This is a genomic window from Bifidobacterium mongoliense DSM 21395 (assembly GCF_000741285.1).
Classification (GTDB): Bacteria; Actinomycetota; Actinomycetes; order Actinomycetales; family Bifidobacteriaceae; genus Bifidobacterium; species Bifidobacterium mongoliense.
The window spans coordinates 1-13,470 of record NZ_JGZE01000017.1; the positions used below are offsets into that span (position 1 = coordinate 1).

Sequence of the window (13,470 nt, forward strand, 5' to 3'; positions counted from 1 at the left end):
TGATCTCGCGGCTGATGCTCGACGCGCTACGGCCCAGCATGGCGGCGATCGCCCGGACCGTGGCGCCGTTGCCCACCTGGATCTGGATGACCTGCCTTTCCTCCTCACCGATATGCGAATACACTCGTGACATGGGTGCGACACCTTCCTCCCGCGGAAACCTAGACAATCTCCAATGGTATAAGGTGTTGCACTTCAATCTAGACAACGGGACGTGCAATGATTTTCGTTTAGTGGTGTACCGATTATCAATTGGTGCACCATTGTGGCCAACAACCAATGCGGCCAACATGTGATCCAATGACTCTATAGAATGGGTATAATGATAATCATGCAAGAAATGCAGGGGCAGGACCATACCGATGGAATGCCAGTACCTGAGAATATTATCATTCCCACCAAAGAGCAGGGTGGTTGGATGGGGGTTCAACCCACCAAGGCCATACGAGACAAAATCACTCCACATCCCGGAGAACTCAACGATGATGATGGCACCTCGAACAAGCTCAATTGGTTACGTGCCGGTGTACTGGGTGCCAACGATGGGATCGTATCGGTAGCGGGCACAATCATCGGAGTGGCGGGCGCCGAGAGCAACCCTCGCTCTCTGTTGGTGGCAGGGGTGGCAGCCTTGGCCGCTGGAGCATTCTCGATGGCTGGTGGCGAGTATGTTTCAGTCAGCGCACAACGCGATACCGAACGCGCATTGCTCACGAAAGAGCGGTGGGAGCTGACCAATCTACCAGCTGAGGAACTTAATGAACTCGCTCAAATATACGAAACCAAAGGGATGACTGCATCCACTGCGACACAGGCAGCGGCAGAAGCCATGAATCACGACGCCTTACGGGCGCACGCGATCGATGAACTTCAGATTGATCCCGACGATCTGACCAACCCATGGTCAGCTGCTTTTTCTTCGTTTGTCTCATTCCTCGTAGGGGGTATCATACCCTTGCTATTCTCACTGATTCCAGTGGCTTTTCTAATGCGCATCGTACTCATCGTCGTATCCGTTGCATTGGCACTGTTTATCACCGGTGCGGTCTCCGCGAAAATCGGAGGTGCGGCAAGGCGCAAGGCAGTATTGCGAAATGTGCTCATGGGATTGGGAACAATGTTGTTTGCATGGCTTGTCGGTTTACTATTCGGCATTCATGCCTGATTTGTATGCGCCCGGACTCATTCGCCATGGAGTGAGTCCGGACGCATGATCAAGCGACCCGACCGCGAGACTAACCGAAGAATCAGCGTCATAGGAGATTTCCCGAACACCGTCGCGTCATCTTGGGGACCTCTCATCCCGAAGTCGGTGCGCGTCTTACTCACTTCAACCAAAACATTCGTTCAATCTCCAAACAACGTCTGCGGTCCCCTACCCAGTCCCCCTACCGTTCTGTGTTATCCGTCGGTGCTCATGGTCATGATGTCTCCATGGTCCAGTGTTGTGATATGACTCCCAAGCTTGCTGCCAGCAAGGCATTGAGTATTAGGGAAGCTACTACATCACTGGGATAGTGGACGCCCAATATCAGTCTGGAGACCGCAGTCAACACCGGGATGAGCGTGAGGATCACCACGGTGGCGAGCCTCAGAAAACATCTGTGCCTTCTTGGCGGTTTCCGGACATGGCGTACCTGCAGGGTCAGAAACAACAACGCCACACAGCTTGTCGAAGCCGTCACATGTCCACTGGGAAAGCTTGGATCGCTCGCCAGACTCCCAAGCGGGGTTCCTGGACGGTTACGATTGACGACGAGCTTCACCACGAGTGTCACCATCATTGGGGTGACGGCGATTATGGCACCCCGCACAGGCTGCACCCAACCATGCTCAGTCCAGATCAGATAGAACAGGAAGACTGAAACTATCAGTGCAGTCCCCGCAATCGAGAAAACCCGTCCAATGACGGTTGAGATAGCAAGCAACAAATCCGGGGCATTGTGGAAATGTCCGAGTATCATCATCTCATGACTCGTGATGGACCGGTTCCCTTTCAATGCATCTCCGATGGGGATGATGCATATGAGAGTCAATGCTGTCAATAAGACGAGCAGCCGCCTAGTCCAAGACAGTCGAGACAACAACATGGAAAAATGATTATTCATGCGTTCAAGTGTTGCATTGAAGCACCAAGAATTCTCCAAGAATCCTTGCAGCGCGTGCCCGTGCTGTCTGAGCATGCGATTCTTAGCGTTTGCTTAGCGCTCTACTGGAATCATGTCGGTGACAGTAGAAAAAGGTACTCAAGAAGGACTGGAACATGCTATCTTTTCTTAGCCCGGCATTCGTTATTGCAGCAGCAGGGCCTTGGGCACTTGCAGCCTGCGCATTCATCATCTTCGCAGAATCCGGTCTGCTGATAGGATTTTTTCTTCCCGGAGATTCCCTAGTTTTCCTGCTTGGCATGGTTTCCGCGTCAATGACGCTGTCTGACTCACCCGTATCAGGAATGCCATTGTGGATCACCTGTCTCATAGTATCGGTGGCTGCCTTCACCGGAGACCAAGCCGGGTATGAGACCGGGAAGCACAGCGGAAACATTCGCCGGATTAAATCCTGGGTGCAGGGGAAAAATAGAAATCGCATCAAGCGAGCACAGCGCTTCTTCGATGATTACGGCAGCCAGGCGATCATCCTGGCGAGATTCGTGCCCATATTGAGAACCTTTGTTCCCTTCATCATAGGCATGACGCATTTCAATCATCGCCGTTTCATCATCGCGAACCTTGTCGGGGCAGTTATCTGGGGCGTTGCACTTCCAAGCATGGGGTATGCTCTTGGTCGTATCCCGCTGATATCGAATCATGTCGAAATAGTGTGCTTGTGCATCGTGCTCATTTCGATTCTTCCATTGGTATTCAAGGCTTTTACGTCTTGGCTGTCAAGAAGTGAAGAAATCGAAACGAAGTAATACCGTCATCGGTGGAGGGCTGAAATATGAATGAACTTGATGATAGTCACAGCCGGTACGCATTGTCAGACCCGATCAAGCTGCTCCAACCCAGTCTTCTGCTCATTGAGGATGATCCGCAGATGGGAGGGATTCTCATGGAACTCCTTGAGGACGATTACCGTGTGCATTGGGTTACAACGGGAAAGGCAGCCATCCACGAGTTTGGCATGAATCCCTATGATGCAGTGATTGTCGATCGACGACTGCCTGATATGGATGGGTTGGATTTTGTGCGTTCGGCACGGAGGGAAGGCATCACCGTTCCCATGCTGATGCTCACCGCTCTTTCAAGCACGGAAGAGATCGTCTCAGGATTGGATGCAGGTGCCAATGATTATCTTTCCAAACCATTCCGTTTCGAGGAACTCAACGCACGCATACGATCATTGCTGCGCGGATATCAGGCACAGCAGCAGAGTCACGCGATTGGCGATTGGACATTCAAGGAGCACCGAGGCTCATCGAGTCGCCGTCGGGAATAAGCATCCAGTTATCTCCTGCGGAAGCTTCATTGCTGAAGGCGCTGTGCATCAATCCTGACCGGGTCTTCACAAGAAAAGAATTGCTCATGGCTGCTTTCAGCCGTGATGCTGGGGAGGGAACCATTGATACCTATGTTTCCTATATCAGACAGAAGACAGTCAAAGGATTGATCATGACAGTTCGAGGAAAGGGATATTGCCTCGGCAACCCCATGGAAAGTGACCCCATATGAGACCTAATAACGAATCAGATGCACAGGTCGAGCGCAAGACATCCGGGATGAAAGCCATACGATCAATCAGCATACGGATGATGCTGGCAATGAGTGCAATTGCGATTCTCGGAGCACTTCTGCTGGTCATTGGCGTCATTCTAGGTTCGCGACATGAACTCAGCGAACGCGGCTTCAGCCCCAACGACGTAACCTCGGGAGCTCTCTTCCATGGCAGCTTGATCATAGACTCCGAAAAGGCAATAATCTTCATCATTCTCTTTGTCGCTGGAATCATCATCACCACAGGGATGGTTGCATGGTTTCTATCCCGCGAAGAGATCAGGCCGTTGGCTCAGGCCATACGACTGCAACGTAACTTCGTGGCAGACGCAAGCCATGAATTGAAAACGCCACTTTCAATAATCAGCGCTCGCAGCGAACTTATCGAGCGCCGCCTGCGACTCGGCAAACCCATCGATTCTCTGGTGAAGGAACTAACCAATGACGTATCGCGAATGGACAACATCATCAACGATCTCTTGCTGGCGGCACGCGGCGCCACCAGTCCGAACGCGGTGAATCTTTCCCAAGCAATCACTCACACCATCGGGTCAATCGATGTGCTTGCTAAGCAGCGCGAGATTACAATCTATTTCACGCCACCCGCAACCACCGTTCTCGCCTTGTGTGAGGAAACCGGAATCGAACGGTGTCTTGTCGCTGTGCTTGACAATGCAATCGTTCATTCACCGAATCACACGTGCATAGAAGTGACATTGCATGCTGCACATGACAAAGCAGTCGTGACCATTCGGGACCAAGGAACGGGGATGGAAGGAAATCCGGAACAGTGGTTCGCGCGTTTTGCACGTCCCGATGTGCAATCCGAACACCACGGGTATGGTCTGGGACTAGCTCTGACGCGCGACATACTGTCCCGCTACTCGGGAACCATTCGTGTTCTTTCAACATCCTCCTGCGGAACGACGATGGAGATTACACTCAAATTGGCGGTCGTTCCGAACGAATCGAAGGAAAACAACAAGTGAGCTATTTCACGGCGCACGCGCTGTCATGCGTGTTCAAACAGCATTCAACACAACAGAGCGATACAACCCTTTTCTCCGACCTTTCTTTCCATCTGGAGCGAGGCGAGATCGTCGATCTCACGGGCCCCTCGGGCTCAGGCAAATCACATGTGTTCATGGCGTTGGCACTGCTTGACCCTCATGCTTCTGCAAAGTTGACGCTCGAAGGGAAAGACAGCAGCAGCTTCACACCAGAAAGCTGGAGACGCAATGTCGTATATCTCCCCCAAAGGCCGGTGTTGACCTCTGACACAGTCCTCGATGCCATACTGCTTCCCTTTGACTTCTCGATCAACAGGAGTGTCAAAGGCTTGGGACCACAAACGGCAAAGCCTACTGCCAAGCAGATCAGAAATGAGTTGGACGAGCTGGGATTGGACGATGTCGAGCTTGTCCGCAACCCCACAACGCTGTCCGTTGGACAGCAGGCACGGGTGTGCCTGCTGCGAAGCCTGATGCTCAGACCGAAAGTCCTGCTCAGCGACGAAGTCGATGCGGGATTGGATTCAGATAGCTCCGAAAAGGTCGGTGCCGTATTGCAAAGCGCTGCAGATCACACAGGAATGGCTGTGCTGCGGGTCCGGCACAGGGATTCAGATGGTCGGGCCTCCATGATTCTTAGCCTCGCACATGGCAGGCTGTCACGACGGGAGATGGCATGATTATCGCCTCGCGTACTGCAAGTGCCGTGTACGACATCAATGTTTTCGGGCTCTCCGTAACTTTTCTACTGGTTGCTCTGGCTGCCATCCTGACCCTCGTCATGAGACTGGGGATAGCGAAATCCATGATCTGGTCGACCCTGCGCTCACTGCTGCAACTGCTGGCCATGGGTTACATCATCAAGTACGTCATCGAAGCCAACGATGCACGAATCGTCCTGGCCTTAGTGTTTTTCATGGTTATCGCCGCCGTGCAAATCACTATCACCCGTGCCGATGGTATTCCACGAGGTCTGGCGATGCCAGTACTGCTCACCTTGATGATAAGTGTGCTCATCGTCGACGGCGTCGTCAGCGAACTCATCATCAAACCTTCTCCGTGGTATGCCCCGCAGATTCTCATTCCGGTGACCGGCATGATGCTCGGCAACCTCGTCGCCGCAATCGCCGTTGCCATGAGCCGATTCTTCTCAGACATGAAAGCACGACAATATGAGGTCGAAGTGTACCTCAGCATGGGCGCAACCCCTTTCGAGGCAGCGAAACCATCAATCATCGCTTCGGCGAAACTCGGCCTCATCCCTACGATCGCACAGCTTGCCTCGAGTGGCATCGTGCTCATCCCGGGGATGATGGCGGGTCAGATCATGGCAGGAGGAGATCCGCTCGAGGCTGCGAAATACCAGTTCGTAGTCCTTGCCGCGCTCAGTTCGATCACCATAATTGGAGACACACTGATCATGATGCTGATATACAGGCGCTGCTTCACCGGACTTGACCAGTTCGAACCGCGCACAGCCTAAACGGTCACCTCCTTCCACATCTCCAAACCAACATTATGTCTTATGTCGAAATAACGTTGACGCCCGAATCTGAAGAGGTTCGGGGACCTTCCAGTAATTCTCCAAACCCCCAGGCCAAGCAGGAAAGAGGCTTCTTTCTAGCGAACTGCTCTTTTTGGCGGATTGTTTTCTCCGATTATGGAATACGGGCTCATTTCATCAACAGATCAAGGTGCACCCTTTGGACTGTGATGATGTTGGCGAGCCAGTCTACAATCTTTCGTCTAACCCGTGATCATGGGGGCTGTTCCCTCATCCAACACGGGATCCCGACCGATTCTGGCGCGAGGTACAAGTTTTGAGAACTTGTCCAAGTAGGGACGGCCGTTTTCGGCTTCACTCCGTTCGGTTTCCCAACGATGTCGGACGTCGATACCCCGCGGAGTTCTCAAAACTTACAAACTCGCCTCACTCAAGTCCGAACGAGGGCCATGTACCCTCCCATGAGATGTCTACACCCCCTGGGTTGAGCACAACGGCGCTGATCGGGAGCATCAAGTCGCACGAAGCGTCGAAATCGCGCCGTCGTTCCACTGCCACGCCCCGGACTCCCCCCAGCACAGCCGCGGACTCCCCCGCGGTCTCATGCCCGGCGTCCTATACACTGATAGCGTCATCGTCATTCATCACCCGGAACGGGCAAGCCCCGACCGGCCTGTCATAAGGAAGCATGCCATGACCACAACCCCGAGCCACGATTCCGACCACGCGCCATTGGCGCAGGCATCCGACGACCCCTTCAACGCCCCCATCTCGCAGACCGACCCGCAGATCGCTGCCCTGCTCAACGCTGAACTCGAGCGTCAGCAGGAGGGACTGGAGATGATCGCGTCGGAGAACTTCGTGCCGCGCGCAGTGTTGCAGGCCCAGGGTTCGGTACTGACCAACAAGTATGCGGAAGGCTACCCGGAGCGTCGTTACTACGGTGGCTGCGAGGTGGTCGATCAGGTCGAGAAGCTCGCCCAGGATCGCGTCAAGGCGCTGTACCACGCGCCGTATGCGAACGTCCAGCCGCATTCCGGCGCACAGGCGAACGCCGCGGTCTACCAGGCGCTCATCAAGCCCGGCGACACCGTGCTTGGCCTCGCGCTCGACCATGGCGGGCACCTCACCCACGGCATGCGCATCAACTTCTCCGGCCGCTTCTACCACGCCGAATCCTACGGGGTGAATCCCGAGACCTACCGCATCGACCCGGACATCATCCGCCAGCGTGCGTTGGAAACGCACCCGCAGCTCATTATCGGCGGTTGGAGCGCCTACCCACGCGTCGAGGATTTCAAAGCGATGAAGGAGATCGCCGATGAGGTCGGCGCGAAGTTCTGGGTGGATATGGCCCACTTCGCCGGCTTGGTGGCCGCCGGACTGCACCCCAGCCCGGTGCCCTACGCCGACGTCGTCTCCTCGACCGCACACAAAACGCTCGGAGGTCCGCGTTCGGGCTTTATCCTGGCCCAGGAGGAGTACGGCAAGAAGATCAACTCCGCCGTCTTCCCTGGCCAGCAAGGCGGCCCCCTCATGCACATCATCGCAGGCAAGGCGGTGGCGTTCGCGCTGGCTGGTACCGACGCGTTCAAAGACCGCATGCAGCGCACCCTGGACGGCGCGAAAATCCTCGCCGAGCGTCTCAACGCCCACGACGTCACAGCGAACGGCATCACCCTGCTCACCGGAGGCACCGACGTGCACCTGGTGATGGTGGATCTGCGCCACAGCGAACTGGACGGCAAGCAGGGCGAGAACCTGCTGGCTCAGTGCGGCATCACCATCAACCGCAACACCGTGCCCTTCGACCCTCGCCCGGCTTCGGTGGCCTCCGGTCTGCGCATCGGCACGGCCGCCCTGGCCACACGGGGCTTCGCCGAGGAGCAGTACCGTGAGGTCGCCGACATCATCGGCATCGCCCTGGCACAAGGCACGGCCGCCGATACGGATGCGCTGCGCGCCCGCGTCACGAAGCTGACCGAGGACTTCCCGCTCTACCCGGGACTCGACCAGGTCGACTGACCGAAAGCCCGGCACCGGAACACCCCCGTGGTTCACTTTGTGTAGTCAATCGCGGGGGGTTCGCTGGTGCCCGGCCCGTCGCGGTGAGGAGGATCGGCGGTATATGGCCGTTTCTGCTTTTGCTCTTCTTCCGGCCCTACCAAAAGTACTACACAACGTGATCGGGCCGCCCGAATCCGTCTTAGGTCGATCGATCTGCCACAAGACGGCGGGAAATTGGGATCGGCCCGCAGTCAGCGCGTTCAGCGACCCTTGCCGAAGGCGCGCAGCCGCACGCCGTTCCAGTCGGGGGCCACGGTGAGGGGCGTCAGCCCGTTCATACCGGCAGTCTTGGCGGCCGAGAGCACGACGTTGGCGCTTGCCGCTCCGGGGCGACCCGGCTTGGGGGTCAGCACCCACAGGGGACCGTCGTTGCCGAGCACACTGCTGGCGTCGACGATGGTATCGGCGAGCGCATCCTCGTCGTCACCGTCACGCCACCAGATAATCACCCCGTCGACAGCGGAGTCGTAATCCTCGTCCACCAACTCCTGCCCGGTGAGCGCCTCTATCTTGGTGCGGATCGAGTCATCGACGTCATCGTCCCAGAGCCATTCCTGTATGGTGTCTCCGGAGTGGAATCCGAATTCTTCAGCGTTTTGAGATGCCGTTTCATTCACGATGAACAATATAGCAAGACGTTGGGAACTGTGTGTAAACGAGCCTACGTTCGTGGAACGGTGCAGTGGGGCAACGACGCCGTCTGACCCTTGCCGATGGCCAGAACCGCGCGGTAGGCATCGTCGAGGGTGGAGACCCGCACGTCTCGCAGACCCTGGGGCACGTGACCCACCACTTCGGCGCAGTTCACCTCAGGGGCGAGGAACCAGGTCGCGCCGTCCCGTTTGGCCCCCAGCATCTTGAGTCGAATGCCCCCGATGGCTCCAACCTTGCCCTTCGCGTCGATGGTGCCGGTGCCGGCAATGGCCGCCCCGCCGGTCGCATCACCGGGCGTGAGCTCGTCGATCACCCCCAACGCATACATCATGCCGGCCGACGGTCCGCCGATGTCGTCGACATGCATGGCGACCTTCACGCCGCGGGTGTCCACGCCGAGGCCGGACAGGTAATCCAACGCCGTACGGGATGCGGCTTTCTGGGAACCGGTCATCTCGCGAGAGGACCGTTCGGCGTATTGCTTCGAGCTCTGCCCCACCGGGAACACCGCCTCGCTGGGCGTGACCGTACGCTGCGGATTGAGCCACGAGACCAGCGCCCAGGCCGTCATGACCGGAAACTGCGGGGTGCCGGCCGCATTGACCGTCACGAGCAGCAGTTTGCCGCCGCCGACCCGTTTTGCGGTCTTCGCCCCAGTGATGGCGATGACCGGATCGCCACCGGAGGTGCCCAGCACGTCCTGCGTCGGCCCGGGAGCCTCCACCACATAGGGGCTCGGCAGCAGGAGCACGATAAGGCACAACAACACGCAGCTCATCGCCACACGGGTCCGCCGCGAACTCGAGGCGACGGCCCCACCAATGGTGCGGGCGATGGCGATGGGGCACCTCATCCACGACCAGCCGGGTGTCGCATCCGGAGCATCGCCGTCTTCCACGTTGTCTTCCACGTTGTCTTCGCCGCGTTCGTCATGCCGCATTCGCTCGTTTCGCATACCCATCAGTGTATGTGCATCGGCATAAGTGGACGCCCCGTCCCGGCACGGGGTTTCGGACGTCACTTTCGGCTTGTGCACATGTCGTTCTCAGCGAAACCTCTAGAGTGGAGGAGAATAGTATGAAGGTGCATCGATTCCGGCGATGCGACGACACCAAGAGGAAGACCACGGGTATGGATGACAATGCGATTCACCAATGGCTGATTGACTGCTTCGGTCAGGTGCAGGGGGAGATCGCCTGGAACCAGCTCTCACAACTGCCGCCGGAGGTGCGCGACCAGCTCATGCACCAGGCCTCCGGCTCGCTGCCCAAGCCCGATGACGTCCGTGCGCTCATGCAGGCGTTCTCGACGGGCGGTCTCAACTCCGTCAACGATATGGAGCACACCATCGAGCAGGGGCCGGTCAACGTGAAGCTGGCCACCTCCATCGCCCTGCAACAGGCCAACGCCGAGGGTTCGGAGCAATCCTTCAGCGCCCAGGAGGCCGATGCGGTGCGCGCCGCGATGAGCGAAGCCAATCTGTGGCTCGACACCGTCAGCGATTTCGCGCCGCCGCAGGGTGAGCCGCAGATCCTCACGCGGGCCGGCTGGGTCGAGTCGACGCTCGGCGCTTGGGCGCGTTTCGCCGCACCCGTCGCGCAGTCGATGAGCGACGCCCTGTCCTCGGTGTTTTCGGAGCGCCTGGGCGGCGAATTCGGCACCGAAGTCTCCGGTATCTTCGCCGGGCCCGTGCCCATCCCGATCCCCGAGGGATGAAGGATCCGGCCAAACTCATCAAACTGCTGGGCAACACCTCGTTCTCGATGCAACTCGGCCACGCCGCGGGCGACCTCTCGCACAGCGTGCGGGGCGGCTTCGATCAGGGCATCGCCCTGCTCGAGAACCCGGCCGGCGCCATCATCGCGCAGAATGCGACCGCATACGCCACCTCGCTGGGCATCGACGAGCGCGAGGTCCTCTCCTTCCTCGCCCTGCAGGAGCTCGCGCACGCGCGGCTCTTCGCGTCGGTCCCGTGGCTCATGCCGCGCTTCGAAGCGCTGATCGGCAAGTACGCCCGCGGCGTCGACATCGATCTGGACGCGATGGAGGAGCAGCTGCGCGGCGCGGGAGCCATGGATCCCGAATCCATCTCCTCCGCCGTGAACCTGTCCAAGGTTGGCATGTCGGACAGCCCCGAACAGCGAGAAGCCCTGCGCGGGTTGGAGACCATGCTCGCCCTCGTCGAGGGCTGGGTCGACGCGGTCACGACACGCGCGGGCATGGCGCATCTGGACCACATCGAACAACTGCGCGAAATGCTGCGCCGCGAACGCGCCGTCGGCGGACCGGCGGAACGCACCTTCGAATCGCTCATCGGTCTGCAGCTGCGCCCCAAGCGGATCCGCGAGGCGGCCGCGCTCTGGGAACGAATCGGCACCGAGGACGGCGTCGAGAAGCGCGACGCACACTGGTCCCACCCCGACCTGCTCCCCACGTTGCCCGCCGAGGACGGCGATCATGCGGCGGTTGACGGCACGTCGGCCACGACACCGGCGGTGGGAACGGTATCCGACGGCAACGCATCGGCCGACGGCACGCCGGTCGGCGACGGCGCATCCTCGGGTGACGGCGCATCGTCCGGCAACGCACAGACCCCGGCTCGCACCGGCATCGACTGGGACGCCGAGCTGACCAAGTTGCTCGACGACGAGGACCGGCATGACGACGGCCAATCCGCCGACACCGACGACCAGGGTCCTGACGCCAACGGCGAGAACCCCGACAAGGGCCATGAAGGCCCCGGCGACAACGGTGCAAACCCCGACAACGGAAACGAGCGGCCCGGAGACGGTCCCGCACCCGACGATCGACCCACGGACGCCGACAACCGCTGACCCACCGATCCGCCGACGTGCGGCGCACCCGGGCCCATCACACTGGATTCCATCACACCCGGCGCACCGTTGGATCCGCCGAATAACATCACACGAACAAGATCACACGAAACGACGTCACACGAGGAACCGACTGGGCGACCTCATCACGCCGCCCATGGAGTCCTTGCGCCGCCCATACGACAACTCCAGCGTGTCCTCGGCACGGGTCACCCCCACGTACATGAGTCGACGCTCCTCCTCGAGCTCGTCGCCGGGGCCGGGCGACCCGAAGGGGACCAGCCCCTCGGAGCAGCCGACGATGAACACATGCTTGAATTCGAGGCCTTTGGCGGCGTGGATCGTCGATATCGTCACGCCGTGGGTCGCCGCGCCCAGACCCATCGTCTCGAGCATGGCCAACCGAGCCTGGGCATCCTCGTCGAGTTCGCCGTCCTGCCATGACGTCTCCCGGCGCACCCGGTAGCGCAGACCATGATCTTTCAGCGCCCTGCACAGCATCTGCTGCTGCGCGTTGATACGCGTGAGTATCGCGACATCCCCCGGGTCCACGCCCTTCGCGATCATCCGGGAGATCTTGGCGGCCACGCCCTGCGCCTCCTGGCGGTCGTCCTCGTAGGCGGTCTTCACGACCCGCCGCCCCGCCTCGCGTACCGGACGGAGCTTCAAATACGCCTCGCGGTTCGCGGCCTTGGACAGCACGCGGTTCGCGCAGGAGACGATGGGCGGCGTCGAACGATAGTCGGCGTCGAGATCGATATCCGCGGCGAGCGGCGCGAATTCATCACCGAAAGCCATGAGGTCATAGCTGCTCGCGCCTGCGAAGGAATAGATGGTCTGCGCCGGGTCGCCCACCACACATACATTGCGGTTCCCATTGAGCCATGCGGTCATGAGCCGATGCTGCAGCGGCGAGATGTCCTGGTATTCGTCCACCGTCAGCCAGCCGATCGAGGACCGGATCGTCGCGGCGGCCTCCTCGAAGTCGTCGAGGATATGGCACACGATGAGCAGGATGTCGTTGAAGTCGATCTCCCCGCGCGACGTCTTCTCCTGCTCGTAGGCAGTGTACACGTCGCAGAACCGCTGCACTTCGAGCGCCGCGGGAGGTTGACGATGGGTCGCCGCGCAGACCCTGGGATAATCGGAGGGCGCCACCAGGGAGACCTTCGCCCAGTTGATCTCGGCTAGCACATCGCGCACCTCAAGGTCGGAGAACCGATCGCTGGATTCCACGCGCCGGATGCTGCGGGACACGAGATCACGCGGTTCGCTCGACAACCGGGGCAACGGCGCGTCGCAGATGTCGGGCCACACCTTCCTGAGCTGATGCAGCGCGGCCGAATGGAAGGTCGCCGCCTTGACCTGACCGCCGACGCCGCCTTCGGACCCCCCGCCGATATCCAGCGCGGTGAGGCGCGAGCGCATCTCCGCGGCCGCCTTGACGGAGAACGTGACGGCGAGGGTGCGAGCGGGATTCCAGGCACCAGTGGCGCAGGCGTAGGTGATTCTCCTGGTGACAGTGCGCGTCTTGCCGGCCCCCGCCACGGCCACGATCCGCACGGGACCGTCGACCGCGCTCGCGGCGGCGCGCTGCGCCTCGTCGAGCCCTTCCAGAAGATCCTGCGCCGATGAAACCATGCCCACCATTGTTGCAGTCCCACTGCATATCGCCCGTGCAACCCCGA

Annotated in this window: 13 protein-coding genes and 1 pseudogene; 9 read left to right on the forward strand and 5 right to left on the reverse strand. The window is 59.3% G+C overall.

Going from position 1 to position 13,470, the window contains the following annotated elements:
- On the reverse strand, nucleotides 1-133 hold a 133-nt coding region (locus tag BMON_RS10705; RefSeq protein ID WP_034885375.1), incomplete at its 3' end, for a helix-turn-helix domain-containing protein.
- Nucleotides 134-331: 198 nt separating this feature from the next.
- Here BMON_RS10705 and BMON_RS06660 point away from each other — a divergent pair.
- Nucleotides 332-1,165, forward strand: a complete 834-nt coding sequence (locus BMON_RS06660; RefSeq protein ID WP_202805462.1) for a VIT1/CCC1 transporter family protein — start codon at nucleotides 332-334, stop codon at nucleotides 1,163-1,165.
- Nucleotides 1,166-1,421: 256 nt separating this feature from the next.
- On the opposite strand, the gene BMON_RS06665 is transcribed toward BMON_RS06660, so the two are convergent.
- The gene (locus tag BMON_RS06665) at nucleotides 1,422-2,183 is read right to left on the reverse strand and encodes a phosphatase PAP2 family protein (RefSeq protein WP_033513360.1); all 762 of its coding nucleotides are present in this window, start codon (nucleotides 2,181-2,183) and stop codon (nucleotides 1,422-1,424) included.
- 80 nt (nucleotides 2,184-2,263) lie between these two features.
- On the opposite strand from BMON_RS06665, the gene BMON_RS06670 reads away from it, so the two are divergent.
- The 7 genes from BMON_RS06670 to glyA all read left to right on the forward strand — a co-directional run bounded on the left by BMON_RS06670 (nucleotide 2,264) and on the right by glyA (nucleotide 8,252).
- Nucleotides 2,264-2,914, forward strand: a complete 651-nt coding sequence (locus BMON_RS06670) for a DedA family protein (protein ID WP_051917978.1) — start codon at nucleotides 2,264-2,266, stop codon at nucleotides 2,912-2,914.
- Between the two features lie 26 nt (nucleotides 2,915-2,940).
- Nucleotides 2,941-3,438, forward strand: coding sequence for a response regulator transcription factor (locus BMON_RS06675; protein ID WP_051917979.1), 498 nt, complete (start codon nucleotides 2,941-2,943; stop codon nucleotides 3,436-3,438).
- Complete coding sequence (locus BMON_RS10135; protein WP_272944908.1) at nucleotides 3,390-3,671, forward strand: winged helix-turn-helix domain-containing protein; 282 nt, start codon at nucleotides 3,390-3,392, stop codon at nucleotides 3,669-3,671. The genes BMON_RS06675 and BMON_RS10135 overlap by 49 nt, the downstream gene beginning before the upstream one ends.
- Complete coding sequence (locus BMON_RS06680; protein WP_033513362.1) at nucleotides 3,668-4,702, forward strand: sensor histidine kinase; 1,035 nt, start codon at nucleotides 3,668-3,670, stop codon at nucleotides 4,700-4,702. The genes BMON_RS10135 and BMON_RS06680 overlap by 4 nt, the downstream gene beginning before the upstream one ends.
- Complete coding sequence (locus BMON_RS06685; RefSeq protein WP_033513363.1) at nucleotides 4,699-5,403, forward strand: ABC transporter ATP-binding protein; 705 nt, start codon at nucleotides 4,699-4,701, stop codon at nucleotides 5,401-5,403. The genes BMON_RS06680 and BMON_RS06685 overlap by 4 nt, the downstream gene beginning before the upstream one ends.
- Entirely contained in the window at nucleotides 5,400-6,206 is an 807-nt protein-coding gene (locus BMON_RS06690; RefSeq protein ID WP_033513364.1) for an ABC transporter permease, read from the forward strand. The genes BMON_RS06685 and BMON_RS06690 overlap by 4 nt, the downstream gene beginning before the upstream one ends.
- Before the next feature lie 714 nt (nucleotides 6,207-6,920).
- A complete protein-coding gene (glyA, locus tag BMON_RS06695) occupies nucleotides 6,921-8,252 on the forward strand; it encodes a serine hydroxymethyltransferase (protein WP_033513366.1) in 1,332 nt (443 codons plus the stop codon).
- Between the two features lie 242 nt (nucleotides 8,253-8,494).
- Here the strand turns inward: glyA and BMON_RS06700 are convergent, their stop codons facing one another.
- The gene (locus BMON_RS06700) at nucleotides 8,495-8,911 is read right to left on the reverse strand and encodes a DUF3052 domain-containing protein (protein ID WP_033513404.1); all 417 of its coding nucleotides are present in this window, start codon (nucleotides 8,909-8,911) and stop codon (nucleotides 8,495-8,497) included.
- Between the two features lie 44 nt (nucleotides 8,912-8,955).
- Nucleotides 8,956-9,801, reverse strand: coding sequence for a S16 family serine protease (locus BMON_RS06705; protein WP_051917987.1), 846 nt, complete (start codon nucleotides 9,799-9,801; stop codon nucleotides 8,956-8,958).
- Nucleotides 9,802-10,079: 278 nt separating this feature from the next.
- Between BMON_RS06705 and BMON_RS06710 the strand changes: the two are divergent.
- A pseudogene (locus BMON_RS06710) lies at nucleotides 10,080-11,782 on the forward strand (zinc-dependent metalloprotease).
- A gap of 117 nt (nucleotides 11,783-11,899) precedes the next feature.
- Here the strand turns inward: BMON_RS06710 and BMON_RS06715 are convergent.
- Nucleotides 11,900-13,432, reverse strand: a complete 1,533-nt coding sequence (locus BMON_RS06715) for an ATP-dependent helicase (RefSeq protein WP_033513368.1) — start codon at nucleotides 13,430-13,432, stop codon at nucleotides 11,900-11,902.
- Nucleotides 13,433-13,470: the final 38 nt, after the last annotated feature.

What these genes read in the sequence shown, in the direction of transcription:
- BMON_RS06660 (WP_202805462.1), top strand. Translation starts at nt 332, where the DNA reads ATGCAAGAAATGCAGGGGCAGGACCATACCGATGGAATGCCAGTACCT.
- BMON_RS06665 (WP_033513360.1), bottom strand. Translation starts at nt 2,183, where the DNA reads ATGCTCAGACAGCACGGGCACGCGCTGCAAGGATTCTTGGAGAATTCT.
- BMON_RS06670 (WP_051917978.1), top strand. Translation starts at nt 2,264, where the DNA reads ATGCTATCTTTTCTTAGCCCGGCATTCGTTATTGCAGCAGCAGGGCCT.
- BMON_RS06675 (WP_051917979.1), top strand. Translation starts at nt 2,941, where the DNA reads ATGAATGAACTTGATGATAGTCACAGCCGGTACGCATTGTCAGACCCG.
- BMON_RS06680 (WP_033513362.1), top strand. Translation starts at nt 3,668, where the DNA reads ATGAGACCTAATAACGAATCAGATGCACAGGTCGAGCGCAAGACATCC.
- BMON_RS06690 (WP_033513364.1), top strand. Translation starts at nt 5,400, where the DNA reads ATGATTATCGCCTCGCGTACTGCAAGTGCCGTGTACGACATCAATGTT.
- glyA (WP_033513366.1), top strand. Translation starts at nt 6,921, where the DNA reads ATGACCACAACCCCGAGCCACGATTCCGACCACGCGCCATTGGCGCAG.
- BMON_RS06705 (WP_051917987.1), bottom strand. Translation starts at nt 9,801, where the DNA reads ATGAGGTGCCCCATCGCCATCGCCCGCACCATTGGTGGGGCCGTCGCC.
- BMON_RS06715 (WP_033513368.1), bottom strand. Translation starts at nt 13,432, where the DNA reads ATGGTGGGCATGGTTTCATCGGCGCAGGATCTTCTGGAAGGGCTCGAC.